Source organism: Pseudomonas boreofloridensis (assembly GCF_030580795.1).
GTDB classification, from domain to species: Bacteria; Pseudomonadota; Gammaproteobacteria; order Pseudomonadales; family Pseudomonadaceae; genus Aquipseudomonas; species Aquipseudomonas boreofloridensis.
The window spans coordinates 20,244-34,290 of the sequence record NZ_JAUQOQ010000006.1 but is presented as its reverse complement, the minus strand read 5'-3'; the positions used below and the strand labels follow the sequence as shown (position 1 = coordinate 34,290).

General features: G+C 63.8%; 11 protein-coding genes and 2 pseudogenes. 3 read left to right on the top strand and 10 right to left on the bottom strand.

Annotated elements, in window-relative coordinates; all coding sequences use genetic code 11:
- Window positions 1-2 precede the first annotated feature (2 nt).
- The 5 genes and pseudogenes from Q6A47_RS09215 to Q6A47_RS09200 form a co-directional block, all read right to left on the bottom strand.
- The gene (locus tag Q6A47_RS09215) at window positions 3-2,357 is read right to left on the bottom strand and encodes an FdhF/YdeP family oxidoreductase (RefSeq protein WP_304484095.1); all 2,355 of its coding nucleotides are present in this window, start codon (window positions 2,355-2,357) and stop codon (window positions 3-5) included.
- Between the two features lie 87 nt (window positions 2,358-2,444).
- Entirely contained in the window at window positions 2,445-2,711 is a 267-nt protein-coding gene (locus tag Q6A47_RS09210; protein WP_304484244.1) for a chorismate mutase, read from the bottom strand.
- Between the two features lie 82 nt (window positions 2,712-2,793).
- Window positions 2,794-3,252 (bottom strand): annotated as a pseudogene (locus Q6A47_RS22965) (methyl-accepting chemotaxis protein); the annotation flags it as partial.
- Between the two features lie 105 nt (window positions 3,253-3,357).
- Window positions 3,358-4,038 (bottom strand): annotated as a pseudogene (locus tag Q6A47_RS22960) (PAS domain-containing protein); the annotation flags it as partial.
- Between the two features lie 177 nt (window positions 4,039-4,215).
- A complete protein-coding gene (locus tag Q6A47_RS09200) occupies window positions 4,216-6,006 on the bottom strand; it encodes a putative bifunctional diguanylate cyclase/phosphodiesterase (RefSeq protein WP_304484093.1) in 1,791 nt (596 codons plus the stop codon).
- 237 nt (window positions 6,007-6,243) lie between these two features.
- Between Q6A47_RS09200 and Q6A47_RS09195 the strand changes: the two genes are divergently transcribed.
- From Q6A47_RS09195 to Q6A47_RS09185, 3 genes are all read left to right on the top strand, one after another.
- Entirely contained in the window at window positions 6,244-8,199 is a 1,956-nt protein-coding gene (locus Q6A47_RS09195; RefSeq protein ID WP_304484092.1) for an ATP-binding protein, read from the top strand.
- Entirely contained in the window at window positions 8,184-8,675 is a 492-nt protein-coding gene (locus tag Q6A47_RS09190; RefSeq protein WP_304484091.1) for a DUF1543 domain-containing protein, read from the top strand. The genes Q6A47_RS09195 and Q6A47_RS09190 overlap by 16 nt, the downstream gene beginning before the upstream one ends.
- A gap of 67 nt (window positions 8,676-8,742) precedes the next feature.
- Window positions 8,743-9,876, top strand: a complete 1,134-nt coding sequence (locus tag Q6A47_RS09185; RefSeq protein ID WP_116888414.1) for an MFS transporter — start codon at window positions 8,743-8,745, stop codon at window positions 9,874-9,876.
- Between the two features lie 22 nt (window positions 9,877-9,898).
- Here the strand turns inward: Q6A47_RS09185 and Q6A47_RS09180 are convergent, their stop codons facing one another.
- From Q6A47_RS09180 to pstC, 5 genes are all read right to left on the bottom strand, one after another.
- A complete protein-coding gene (locus Q6A47_RS09180) occupies window positions 9,899-10,507 on the bottom strand; it encodes a hypothetical protein (protein ID WP_304484090.1) in 609 nt (202 codons plus the stop codon).
- Window positions 10,507-11,205 (bottom strand): Fic family protein, encoded by a 699-nt coding sequence (locus tag Q6A47_RS09175; RefSeq protein ID WP_304484089.1) that lies wholly within the window; start codon window positions 11,203-11,205, stop codon window positions 10,507-10,509. The genes Q6A47_RS09180 and Q6A47_RS09175 overlap by 1 nt, the downstream gene beginning before the upstream one ends.
- Before the next feature lie 94 nt (window positions 11,206-11,299).
- A complete protein-coding gene (gene pstB, locus Q6A47_RS09170; RefSeq protein ID WP_233630991.1) occupies window positions 11,300-12,061 on the bottom strand; it encodes a phosphate ABC transporter ATP-binding protein PstB in 762 nt (253 codons plus the stop codon).
- A 74-nt stretch (window positions 12,062-12,135) separates the two neighbouring features.
- Entirely contained in the window at window positions 12,136-13,029 is an 894-nt protein-coding gene (gene pstA / locus Q6A47_RS09165) for a phosphate ABC transporter permease PstA (protein ID WP_039578166.1), read from the bottom strand.
- The gene (gene pstC, locus Q6A47_RS09160) at window positions 13,026-13,994 is read right to left on the bottom strand and encodes a phosphate ABC transporter permease subunit PstC (RefSeq protein WP_295481818.1); all 969 of its coding nucleotides are present in this window, start codon (window positions 13,992-13,994) and stop codon (window positions 13,026-13,028) included. The genes pstA and pstC overlap by 4 nt, the downstream gene beginning before the upstream one ends.
- Window positions 13,995-14,047: the final 53 nt, after the last annotated feature.

The following is a 14,047-nucleotide window of genomic DNA, read 5'->3' as shown; positions in this document are numbered from 1 at the left end:
CCTCAGCGCACCTGATCCCGTGCCGGCACCGCCCGAGCCAGCTCTGCCGCTGAAGGCTGCGCTCGGTGCAACGTGACCGGCACCGACTTGGCCGCCGGCACCTTGCTGCGCTCGGCATGATGCCAGAGCGGCACCAACGGGTTGCATTCGGGGTAGTAAGCGGCCGCGCAGCCTTCGGGAATGTCGTAGCCGATGATCTGCAGGGGCCCTGCCTCACGCACTACCTCGGGTTCCACGGCGGTGCGCAGCGTGACCCAATCCCCTGCCGCAAACCCCAGGCGAACCAGGTCGCTGCGGTTGAGGAACACCACGCTGCGGGTGCCATGCACACCGCGAAAACGGTCGTCGTAGCCGTAGACGGTGGTGTTGAATTGATCGTTGCTGCGCAGCGTCATCAATTGCAGCACATCACGCGGTATCGGCTCATGGAGCACGTCGTCGTCAGGATTGAGCCGCCCCGGCGCAACGAATTGTGCCTTGCCCGATTCGGTTGGCCATTGTCGCTGGTTGACCGCAACGGGACGGTGGAAGCCACCGGTCTGCCACATTCGCGATTCCATGTCGTGGAAGATCTCCGGGTACACCTGGCCGATCGCGCTGCGAATCAGCGCATAGTCCTGTCGCCAGGCAGACCAGGGAACACGGGAGTTATCGCCCAGCGTACCGCTGGCCAGGCCGGCGATGATCGCCACTTCCGAGCGCAACTGCTCGCCGGCCGGCTCGTTGGTGCCCAACCAGCCACGCACGCAGCCGGTGCTGTCCTCGGTGCTATAGGCCTGCACCACGCCGTCCTGGCGATCGATCTCGATGTGCCCCAGGCACGGCAGCAACCAGGTGCTGGCGCCGGGTACCAGATGGGTTCGGTTGAGTTTGGTCGCCACCTGGACATCGAGGGCTAGGTCGGACCAGGCCCGCTCCAGACGCGGAGAGTCGGGGATCGCCCTGAGGAAGTTGCCGCCCAGGCCGATGAACCCCTTGACCCTCCCGTCGAGAATGGCCTCGCAGGTGTCCACCGTCGCCAGGCCCTTGTTCGGCGGCACCTCGATGCCGAACAACGCGCGCAATGTGTCGGCCGGCACTTTGGCCGGGTCTTCGGTGATGCCCACCGTGCGCTGGCCCTGCACATTGGAGTGTCCGCGGACCGGGCAGATTCCAGCACCGGGTTTGCCGAAGTTGCCGCGCAATAGCAGGAGGTTGACCAGCATCTGCACGTTTTCCACCCCATGCCGGTGCTGGGTCATGCCCATGCCATAGACCACCATCACCTTTTCGCTGCGGGCATACACCGTGGCAGCTGCCTCCAATGCAGCGCGTCCCAGGCCGGAACGGCGCTCGAGGGTTTCCCAACTGTAGCCATCCACTTCTTGGCAAAGGCTATCGAAGCCCTGGGTATGTTCGCGGATGAAGGCATGGTCGAGTACCGACACGCGACCACTGGCCAGGGCTTCGCGCTCCATGGCCAGCAGCGCCTTGATGATGCCGGTCACGGCCGCCAGGTCGCCGCCGATCTTCACCTGGTGATACTGCGTGCTGATCACCGTGGACTCGGGACCGATCATCTCGCGTGGCGACTGCGGATTGACGAAACGTTCCAGGCCGCGCTCGCGCAGCGGGTTGAAGGTAATGATCGGGATCTGTCGCTTGCGCGCCGCCTGCAGTGGATGGAGCATGCGCGGCGCGTTGCTGCCCACGTTCTGGCCGAAGAAGAAGATGCAGTCGGTGTGCTCGAAGTCGGCCAGGGTCACGGTGCCGACAGGCACGCCGATGCTCTCCTGCAAGCCGACCGAGGTGCTCTCGTGGCACATGTTCGAGCTGTCCGGCAAGTTGTTGGTGCCATAGGCGCGGGCGAACAGTTGATACATGAACGAGGCTTCCAGGGACGCCCGTCCCGAGGCGTAGAAGACCACCTGCTGCGGATCGAGCAGACGCAACTGCGCGCCGATCTCGCGGTAGGCGTGCTCCCAGGTGGTGACCTGATAGCGGTCGCTGGCGGCATCGTAGCGCAGCGGGTGGGTCAAGCGGCCGTGCTGTTCGAGCGCGTGGTCACTCCAGGTGCGCAGTTCCGTCAGCGTATGGGCCTTGAAGAAGGCCGGGCCGGTGCGGTGACGAGTCAGTTCCCAGGCAGTGGCCTTGACGCCGTTCTCGCAGATTTCAAGGCCATGGGGATCGCCCGGCTTGGCCCACGCACAGCTCACGCAAGCGAAACCCTTGGGCTTGTTCTGCTTGAGCAGCGCGCGGGGCGCGGTGGCCAGGGCCTGCTCGCGCCAGAGGATGGCCATGACCGACCTGGCCGAGCCCCAGCCGCCAGCGGCCGAGCGATAAGGTGTGTAGTGCGCCTGGGGATGAATGAGCGACATGGGCCGCCTCGCTGGTCAGAGTTCAGAGGGTCTGAACGTTCGAGGAAGCCCTGCAAATTAAAGTTCAAGCGCAGTGGAGCGGCATAATCACGGCGTGCGGGTGTCTGCCTGCAACGCGGCATGGGTGTCCAGCTCTTCATTGATGAAGGCCGCGATCATGGCCCGATAAACCTGTTCGACCACCACCGGCGAAGCGCCGGTCTGCTCGGCCAATCCCCTCACTTTGCTGATCACCTGCTCCACCCGCGCCGGTGCGCGCACGTCATCGGTGGTCTTCTTGAAACGGGCGGCCTGGGTAACCAGGCCACCCCGTTTGGCGAGCAACGTCACCAGTTCGCGGTCGATCTGGTCGATACGTTGGCGAACCTAATCGAGTGAGGTGCAGGGTGCGTCCATCGGGGCGATTTCCTTTTCGTGAAGTCGAGACAAGCGCCCATTATTGCCTGACGTCAGTCTCCGCAGCCATATGCGTAGCGAAGCGCCCGACTGCCGTGACCACCTCTTGCGCACCGTCCTGGATCTCGGAAATCACCTTGCCGGCCTGGCTGGCCAAGGACAAGCCGATCTCGGCCTGCTTCCTGCTCTCGCCCATGCTCAACACCGCTTCTTCCACCAAGGCATTGTTCTTCTGCACCACCTCGACGATTTCCTCGGTGGCGACACTGGTGCGCCCTGCCAGCTTTCTCACCTCATCGGCCACCACGGCGAAACCGCGCCCCTGATCGCCAGCCCGCGCAGCCTCGATGGCCGCATTGAGCGCCAGCAAGTTGGTCTGTTGGGCGATTCCACCGATGGTCGAGACGATGGAGGTGATCAACTGCGACTGATGGCCCAGGGCTTCGACACCCGCCGAAGCGCTGCTGACCTGGGTAACGATCCGGTTCATGGTCTGCACCGTGTCGGTCACTGCTTCGGCGCCGCGCCGCGCCGAGTCATCGGTTTTGCGGGACACCTCGTAAGCCACTCCAGCCGCCGAACTGACCTCCATTTCGCGATGGACCTGCTCGGTGATATCGGTGGCGAACTTGACGATCTTGTACAACTGGCCACGCGTGTCGCGAACAGGGTTGTAGGAGGCTTCCAGCCACAGCTCGCGACCGGACTTGTCCAGACGCCTGAAGCGGTCCGCGACGAAATGCCCTTCGTTGAGCTGGCGCCACAGCTGCTGGTACTCCTGCGAGTTGGCATAGGCCGCGTCGCAAAAGAGGCGGTGATGCTTGCCGACGATTTCGGCCAGCGGGTATCTGACGGTGTCGAGAAAATTCTGGTTGGCGTTGAGGATGGTGCCATCCAGATCGAACTCGATCACCGCAGTAGAGCGCGACAGCGCGCTGATGAACTCGTTGTCTTCGCGCGCCTTGTTGATCGCCGAGGTGACATCGATGCCGTAGGCCGACATGTGGGTCACGGTGCCATCTGCCGCTTTGGTCGGACACCAGGCCGCGCGCATCCACACCATCTTGCCGTCAGCCGCGATGTAGCGGTAATCATCGCTGACCCCACGACCGTTACGCACCGCCAACATAAAGTTCTTGTAGCACTGCAGCTCTTTCACATAGCTGGGTGCAAGGGTGCCGAGGGACTTGCCGACCAGCCGCGACGCCTCCACCCCAACCAACCGCGCGAAATTGTCATTGACCGCCGTGATCTGCATGTCGCGATCCACGGTGATTTCCAGCATCTGATCGCTTCGGCTGCGTTCAGCGCTGCGCAGTTGCTCCACTTCCCTTTGGAGTCGGTCGATCTCTTTCTTGAGGTTGGCGTTGAACATGTCACTTCCCTTGAGTTGGCAGGGGGCTGAGTAGGGCCAAGGATCGTCAACCCTCAGCGCTGGAAGTCATCGGGTGTACACAACACGCTAGTTCAAGGTGGCTGGAAACACGCCGCCTTTTTGCAGCCAACCTGCAAGGTCCGCCGGCGACATCGGTTTGGCGTAGTAATAGCCCTGCCCCTGATCACAACCCCATCCGCGCAGCAGATGGTGATGCAGATCGGTTTCGATGCCTTCGGCCACCACCGTCAGGCGCAAGTCGCGCAGGAGGCTGACGAGGTTGCGGATGATGTGCCATTCGTTACTGCCCGGCTGCAGGTTGGCCAGCAGCGAACGGTCGAGCTTGACGCTGGTGGCCGGAATCTTGCGCAGGTACACCCAGTTGCTGTAGCCACTGCCGAAGTCGTCGATGCCGATGGCCACGCCCAGCGTGCGGAAACGCTGCAGTTGTTCCTGGACCATGTCGAAGTCGGTGACCAGCGCACTCTCGGTGAATTCCAGCTCCAGGTGCCGAGGGTCGACGTCATACTCGCGCAGGGCTCGTGTGAGGTCGTCGAACAAGTGGCCGTCGGCCAGATCGAGCGCGGAAATGTTCAGCGAGACCACCATGTCCAGGCCGTCGGCGCGCCAAGCAGCGAGCTGTTCGCACGCATGGCGAACCACCCAGCGGGTGATTCCGCGGATCGACGCGGTGGTTTCCGCCAGGGGGATGAACTCCGCAGGGCTGATCGAACCGAGCGCCGGATGGGTCCAGCGCAGCAGGGCCTCGACGGCCACGCAGCGATTGACCGACAGGTCGATGCGCGGTTGATAGACCAAGTGCAGTTGATCCGGTGCGATCAGCGCACCCTCCAGGGCATTGAGCAACACCGTGCTGCGGCGCAAGCTGGCATCGATCAGCGGGTCGTAGCCTAGCCAGCGTCGCTCACTGCGGCGCGCCGTGTCGGTCATGCTGGCCAGCAGCCGAAGGTTGTCGATGGAGGCGTCGGTTTCGATGCCCAACTGCAGGAAACTGATCCCGACGTCGGCGAAGACCGGCACCCTGCCACAATGCAGCGGGCGGGCCAGCGCGGCGACGATGCTGTCGAGCTGCTCTTGCAGGCTCGCGGGATCTGAGCGTTCCAATACGGTGAGAAAACTCAGGGTGCCGGTCCGATACAGGCGCGCGCCGCTCGGCAGCGCTTCGAACAGCGCCTCTTTGACCGCCAGCATGAACTGCACGAAGAACTCCACGCCCAGCGCCTTGACCAAGCCGTCCATCGCCGAGGCGGAAATCGGCTCGATGAACACGGCCGTCTGGCCCTCGAAGGCGTGCACCTCGTTCAGGTCGACTTCGAAACGCTTGCGGTTGGGCAAGCCGGTCATCGGATCGAAGAAATGCTGTTTGTGGATGGACTTCAGGCGAGCGACCACGATGTCAGCGGCATTGACCAGCAATGCGCGATCACGCGCACTCAACGTCGGTCGCGCCTGCTGGTCGATGATGCACAGGCGGCCAAGGCTGAGCCCTGGGCTCACCACCAGGGACGCGCCAGCGTAGTAACGGATGTGAGGATCGCCGGTCACCAGCGCGTTGTCGGCGAAGCGATCGTCCTGAGTGGTGTCGCAGACCTCCAGCACCGCGTCGAGCAGCAGCCCATGGGCGCAGAACGACAACTCCCGTGGTGTACGCTCGGCATCCATGCCCATGCGGGCCTTGAACACCTGGTAGTCGCGGTCGATGATGCTGACCAGTGCGGTGGGCACACCGAAGTAGCTGCAGAGCATGGACACCACGCTGTTGAGCACAGGGTCCGAGCCGTTTGGAATCGATGACGTCAGGCGGTCCACTTCGACCAACCGCAGGCGTTCATCCTGTGCAATTGCCGAAATTCCCATGGGACCTCCAGATATCAGGGTAAACAAGAAACGGTGTTGCATAGCGGCATATAGCCAGCTTAGACAAACAACAGCGGTGCAACATAACGGAGTTCATACGCAGTCACAGTGAAAAAAACTATTGGACGGAGGGCCACGAATAGCCTATTTGTCCGCCGGGCCAAGCTATTTTCGCCCTATACCGAGGTTGTCGGCCGCCGGGCCGATTGATTGAACATCTGTAAGCCGGAGTGTTATTTGACCCGATTCATCGGATGGACCGCCCGTGTCATCAAGCGCTGGAACGGCGCGCAGCTCAGTGTTCTGATGCGTTATCTGGGCGCACTGGCCGTCGTGGCCCTGTGCAGCTTCGCGCGCTCGCAGATGCCGGCGACGGCGCTGCCCTACCTGTTCTTCATCCCTGGCCTGATGCTGATCGGCTTCTGGTTCGGCCTCGGGCCGTCGGCGCTCGGCTGCACACTGGCGGTGTTGGCGGCGCAATACTTCTTCATCGGCCCGATCGGCTTCGAGGCAGACTGGGGCTCGTGGGCCAACAGCGCCAGTTTCGGCCTGGTCACCTTCGCCATGGCGGTGGTGTGTGCGCTGTTTCGTCGCAACCTGAGGGCATTGGGTCAGGCCAACCACCGGCTGGCGGCCGAAGCTCAGCGACGCAAGGACGAGCGCGATGGTGTCTGGAACGTGTCGCCCGACCTGATCTGCACCTTGTCCGAGAACGGCGCGGTGCTGGCGATGAATCCAGCCTGGGAGATCCACACCGGCTGGACCGACCAGCAATTGCGCGACGGCGCGTTCTACAGTCTGATCGCGCCCTCGCAGATCGCCGATGCCCTGCGCAGCTTGAGCGAACGCAGCATCGCCGAACTGGACACCCAGAGCGTGCGCAGCGATGGCCAGCCGCTGCTGCTGAACTGGCGTATTGCCGGACGCGCTGGCCGCTACTTCGCCATTGCCCGAGACGTCACCCAATACCGTGAGCGTCAGCAGGCGTTCGAGCAGGTCAGCTCGCAGTTGCAGCAGAGCCAGAAGATGCAGGCGCTGGGCCAGCTCACCGGCGGCCTGGCCCACGATTTCAACAACTTGCTCACGGTCATCACCAGCACCCAGGACATGATCGAAAAACGTCTGGCCCAGGGTCGCCACGCCGAGCTGCCGCGTTACGTTACCTTGTCCAGGACCGCCACACGGCGCGCCAGCTCGCTCACCCAGCGCCTGCTGGCCTATGCCAGACGCCAGCCGCCAGCCAGCGAAGCGGTCGATCCAGCGCTGCTGATCGACGACATGAAAGACCTGATCAGCAGAACCCTGACGCCACAGATCGACTTCCAAGTGCTGCCCGCCTGCGCGACCGTCCTTTGCTATTGCGATGTCCATCAGTTGGAAAGCGCGGTCATGAACCTGTGCCTGAACGCCCGCGATGCCATGCCCCAGGGCGGCCGTCTGCAGGTCGAGGTGGGCGTGAGCACAGTGAACAGCGAACAGGCCGATGCCGAGTTGCGCGCCGGTGAGTACGTGCTCATCCGCGTCAGCGACAGCGGCAGCGGCATGCCCCCCAGCGTGGCCGAACGGGCGTTCGAACCGTTCTTCACCACCAAGCCCCTGGGTTCGGGCACCGGCCTGGGTTTGTCGCTGGTCAGGGATTTCGTGCGCCAGGCCGGCGGTGCTGCGCGGATCGAGTCGGCGCTGGGCCAGGGCACGGTGGTCAGCCTATTCCTGCCGGTGTACCAAGGCGCAACGGCCACCGACGTCGCGCAGGACTCTCCTCAGGTAATGCACCCGGAGCATCGATCGCGGGGCATGGCCTTGGTACTGGATGATGAAGCCGCGATTCGCGAACTGGTCGGCGAAGTGCTGCGGGACATGGGCTTGCAGGTCACTGAGGCGGCTACAGCCGACCAGGCGCTGGCCTGCATCGACGAACTGACGGGGCTGGAACTGATCGTCACCGACCTGATCCTGCCCGGTGGCATCAAGGGTGATGCAGTGGCCGACCGTGCCCAAGCGATACACCCGCAGGCCCGAGTGCTGTTCATTTCCGGCTTCATCGACGCAACGACAGAGATCGAGTACCGCCAAGGCCAGGTGATGCGTCTGGCCAAGCCCTTCACCGTCCATCAGTTGCAGGCCAGCGTCGGGAGACTGTTGGATCAGCAAAACAGCACGCCTCAAAAGGACGACTCATGCTCTATATCGTGATGCTCGGTGGACGTCATCCCCGTGCCCGTATCGAAGTCCACGATGTGGTCTTCGCCCATGCGACGTCCCTCACCGACGCCTACCCGCAGCTACGCGAGGCCTGGTTCGGGAGTGCCAAGGGTCTGCATATCGACTCTTGGCTGGAAGTCGATGGGATCGATGACTATCGCATCGAGCTGAGTCATGCCGCGCCCGCTGCCGACGCCATGCGGCTGTTCTTCATCAACCTGGGCGGCTACGAACGGGGGGTATTCGGCGAAGCCCACCGGTATCTGCTGGTAGCAGCCTCGGACAAGGTCCAGGCCAAGGCCATCGGCAAGCAGCGCATGGGCAGCGGCTGGGCCAAGCCGCACACGGATGCGGTATTGGAAGTGGATGACTGCCTGCCGATCGACCTGGTCGGCGGCCGCTATCTCCACTTGGTCGAGGGCACACACCGTGGGGTCGTGCAACGCAGCGATTACATCGTGATTTGAGCAAGGCGGTGTCGTTGCAGGTGTGATGACGTTATTCTGCTGGTCTTCTCCCTGTCACGAGCCTGTCATGTCCGCCGCCGCCCCGCCGTCCACCCTGCGCGCCGACCGGGATTCGCGCAACGCTGCCCAGGTGCTGGGGCTATGCCTGCCCAGTGACGTACTGCTGTACCTGCTGTTGCCGATGTACGCCGAGGATTTCGGTGTCACCCTGGCCCAGGCCGGTGTGCTGCTGGCCGCCAATCGCCTGGTGCGTATCGTCGGCTACGGCTGGGTGGTGCGCTTCTATGCCCGCCACGGGGACCGCGCGGCGTGCAGCCTGGCCGCAGGGGCCGCAGCCGCTTGCGCGCTGGGCAACGCCACGCTGTCGGGGTTCGCCGCACTGTTGGTACTGCGGTTGGTTTGGGGCCTGTGCTTCGCCACCTTCAACCTCAGCACCCAGACCTTGGCCACTGCCCAGGCGCAGGGTGCAGCCCGCCGCGCCGGGCGCTCCAGGGCCACGCTGTCCATCGGGCCGATGCTGGCCCTGCCCCTGGGCGCGGTCATGGCCCAGGCCTGGGGACCGCGCAGCGTATTCTTCGTGCTCTGCATCAGCGCCCTCCTCGGCTTATGGCGCGCGCGGGCTCTGCCTGGCGAAGGGCACTCGATTCCAGCGCGCAGCGGCCGACGGCTGCGCCTGCCGGACAGCATCGCGACCTGGTCATTCATCGAGGGGGTGGCGCTGGACGGCCTGTTCATCTTCGGCCTGTCGCTCTATGCGCAGGTGCACGTCGGCGAGTCCGGCGTGCTGGTGGCTGGCGTGCTGATGGCGGTGCGTTACCTGAGCGAGATGCTGTTCAGCCCGCTGGGTGGGCGCTTGGCCGATCGATTCGGGCCGCTGCGCATGCTGGTGCTGCTGTCACTGGCCACGGCGCTGGCGCTGCTGGTGTTCGCCAGCCAATGGCTGTTCATCGGTGCGTTTTTCGTACTGCTGCTGCGCGCCCTGCAGCTACCGCTGGTGATGACCTTGGTAGCCTTGCGCAACCCCCATGAGCGCATCCAGGCCCTGGCGGGCAATGCGGTGTGGCGCGATATCGGTGCTGGCCTGGGGCCGATGCTTGCCGGTCTGCTGCTGCCGCAGGTGCCAGCGATCTGGGCGTATGGGGCTGCGGCGCTGGCGATCGCCTTGGCCGCGCTCAACTGCGCCCGATCAGCCAGAGGCTGACCGCGCGGCAGCGATCAATGGGTCAGGACAGCAGCGCCTGCGCGGGCACGCGGTGCCTGAGCGGCTGCTGCCAGGCCAACTGGGCCTGAACGGCAGCTGCAGCCGCCATGACCTTGTGGGTCCAGTCGCCGTCCTTGGGACAGACCACCACGACGCGAAAGCCATGGTCGTCGCCTTCGATACCAACGCCTTCAGAATCGTCCACATGCAGGTCGATGTCGAACGCCGAGGGCAGCTTCGAGGGGCCTTTTTCCACACCCTTGGCAGCCAACACCTGCTGGTGCCGGTCACTGTTGACCACGCCATCGACACGGATGCCGTACAACAGCAGCCAACGGCGGATGTAGGCCGGGCTGCGCCCGGACGAGGTGTAGATCCAGATGCTGTAGCCCTGACGGCGCAGATCGCGCATCAGCTCACGGGTGCCGCGTCGCAACGGCTCGCCGAGCCAGCGGTGCACGCAGTCGGGCAGCTTGCTGTGTTCGGCCGGGCTGTGGTCGGGCAGGCAGGAGAGCGTGTCGTCGATATCGAACGAGATGCGCACGCGCGGGCGCCTGAACAGCCGGGCCACGCCCTGGCACGCCTTGCGGCTGCCGCTGCGCCATTGATCGAACCTGGAATGACGGGCCATCAGCGCCCCTCCCCGGACAGTCGCGACGAGGCGCCGTGCACGAAGAAGACATCGGCGTCGGGGGCCTGCGCCTCGAGGAAGGCCGCGTACTTCTTCTTGATCTTGGGCAATTCGTACAAGGCTTTCACACCATGCTTGGCAGAGTTGCGGATGACCGAGGACGGGTTGAAATAGCCCTCGGCGTTGTCCAGCGTGAGCACGAACGGCGGCAACCCGGCCCGCATCAACAGGTAGCTGACGATCAGCGACCCGGTGCGGTTGTTGCCTTCGATGAACAATTGCGGCTTGCTCAGGATACGCACGTAGACACCTGCTGCCCGCTTCCACACCGAGTCGCTGCGGTAGGAGCAGTACCAGTTGTACAAGTCCTTGATGCCACCTTCGACATTGTTGAAGAAATGCGCTTCGGTGGCGGCCAGATGCTGGGCGAACTCGCGGCGATCGGCCGGATCGGTGCCACAGAGCACGGTAGCGTTGATCTCCAGCATCAGGTTCACCTGCTGCAAATCGAACAGGTCGACGCCCCGGGCGACATAATCGTCAATCAGCGCGTACCCTTCAAGCACATTGTTCAGCACCTCATCGGTGAACGGATCACGCGGCTCGGTGAAGTGGCGGCTCAGCTCGGCAAAACGGCCCTGCACCTCCCGCAGGGCGCGTTCCACGGCTGACAGGTCTAGACGACGTGTCGCAGGCATATTCAATCTCTGGTTACACAAAATGGAAATGCGGTCGAGGGACGCAGAGGCCATCCCTGGCCTGCGCCCCTCGACCGCCTCGGGCCAGTGACCGTCAGCTGAACTTGCCGCTGATGTAGTCACTGGTCAGTTGCTCGCGCGGGTTCTGGAAGATCTCGGTGGTCGGTCCCATCTCCACCAGATAGCCGGTGCGCGTGCCCTGGGAAATATCCACCGAGAAGAAGGCCGTGGTGTCAGCGACACGGATGGCCTGCTGCATGTTGTGGGTGACCAGGGCGATGGTGTAGTCCTTCTTCAGCTCGACCATCAGTTCCTCGACCCGCCGGGTGGCGATCGGGTCCAGTGCCGAGCACGGCTCGTCGAGCAGCAGCACTTCCGGCTCGGTGGCGATGGCGCGGGCGATGCACAGACGCTGCTGCTGGCCACCGGACAACGACAGGCCACTGACCTTGAGCTTGTCCTTGACCTCGTCCCACAGCGCGGCGCCCTGCAGGGCGTGCTTGACGCGGTCGCCGATATCGCCCTTGTAGCGGTTCAGGCGCAGGCCGAAAGCGACGTTGTCGAAGATGCTCATCGAAAAAGGGTTCGGCTGCTGGAACACCATGCCGATGTAGCGACGCACCACCACCGGATCGACACCCTTGCCGTAGACATCCTGACCGAGAAAGTGCACATGGCCTTCGAAGCGAAACCCCTTCACCAGGTCGTTCATGCGGTTCAGGCTTCGCAGCACGGTGCTCTTGCCGCAGCCGGAGGGACCGATGAAGCCGGTGATCTTGTTCTTCTCGATCGGCACATGGCTGTCACGCACGGCCATGAAGTTGCCGTAGAAGATCTTGTCCAGCTTGCAGTCCATCACCACTGGTGCCTGGTCGACCAACGGTGCGGCACGTTGCGCAGTCGATACGTTCAAGTTATAGGCTCCCGTACTCAATACTTAGGCTTGCCGAAAATACGGCTGAGAATATTCACGACCAGCACGATCATCACCAGCACCAGCGAGGCCGCCCAAGCGAGCTCCAGTTGGTTGTCGAAGGGCATGCCGGAGAAGTTGTAGATCAGTACCGCCAGCGACGCGGTGGGGTTCATCACCGCCAGGCTGCCGTCGTGGTAGATCCAGTAGTTGCTGAACAAGGCGGTGAACAGCAGCGGCGCGGTTTCACCGGCGGCGCGTGCCACAGCCAGCATGACCCCGGTCAAGATCGCCGGCATACCGGTGGGCAGGACGATCTTCCAGATCACCTGGGCGCGGGTACAGCCCATGCCGTAGGCGGCGTCTTTCATGATCTTGGGCACCATTTTCATGGCTTCCTCGGCGGTCAGCACCACGATCGGCAGCATCAGCACGGCCAGGGCGATGCCGCCTGCCGGGGCCGAGTAGGTGCCAGTGGTCATCACCACCAAGGCATAGGCGAACACGCCGGCGAGGATCGACGGCAGGCCGGTGAGCATCTTCGCGGCGAAGCGCGACGCGTTGGCCAGCTTGCTGTCAGGGCCAAGCTCGGCGAGGAAGATCGCCGCGAGGATGCCCACTGGCACGGCGATGGCTGCGGCGATACCGACCATGACGAAAGTACCGGCCATGGCGTTACCGAAGCCGCCGCCCATCTCGAAGCCGGTCGGCGGCAGCTCGGTGAACACCTCCAGGCTCAGCCGCGCACCGCCACGGGTGATCAGCATGTACAGCACGGAAATCAGCGGCACGCTGGCCAGCAAAGCCACGCACCACACCAGGGTGGTCAGGCTCAGGCTGCGCAGGGCGCGGCCTTCGAAACGGCGCTGCAGGCTAGGCATTGCGGCCACGGGGGTGGTGAGGTTGGTCATGATTTATGTCCCCGTTGGGCGTACAGCATGATCAGCGATCCGACGACGTTCACCAGCAAGGTGATGAACATCAGGACCAGGGCGGCGTACATCAACACCTCCACCTCGTTCGGGCCGGCCTCCGGGAAATTCAGCGCCAGCAGCGCCGCCAGGGTGTTGGCCGGGGCGAACAGCGACAGGGTGATGGTGTTGGCGTTGCCCACCAGCATGGCCAGCGCCATGGTCTCGCCCAGGGCACGGCCCAGGCCTAGCACCAGCGAGCCGAAGATACCGGTGGCAGCCGAAGGCACCATGACCTTGAGAATGGCTTCCCAGTGCGTGGTGCCCATGCCGTAGGCGGCCTGTTTGGTCTTCATCGGCACGCTGGTCAGGGCATCCTGGGACACCGCGGCCACGGTGGGCAGAATCATGATCGCCAGCACCAGCGCCGCCGGCAGCAGGCCGGGACCGCTGAGCGACGAGCCGAAGAATGGAATCCAGCCCAGTTCGCTGTTCAGCCAGGCGGTCAGCGGCCGGATGGCCGGAATCACCACGTAGATGCCCCACAGGCCATAGACCACGCTGGGGATGGCCGCGAGCAGCTCGACGATGGTGCGAAACACCGCCGCCAGCCGCGGGGGAAGAAAGTCCTGGGTCAGGAAGATTGCCATGCTGACGCCGAAGAAGCCGGCGATCAACAACGCGATCAAGGCGCTGTACAGCGTGCCCCAGATCGCTGGCAGAATGCCGTATTTGCCTTGGTTAACATCCCAGACGCTGCCGAAAAGCACGTCGAAGCCATGCTTCTCCATACCTGGCAGGGCCTTGCGTCCGACCTCGTAGATGAGCGCGAAGACCAGCGCCAGCACCAGCACCACGCCGATGCGGGCCAGGGCACGGAAGGTCCGGTCGACCAGGAAATCCTTCGCTGAAGGCGGCTGGCAGGCGGAATCGGGGTTATCCGGAATGGCAAAGGGTGTGTTCATGAATGGTTTCCGGGACAGGGGGAAGGCGCGCGACGAGCGCCTCACGCTACGCC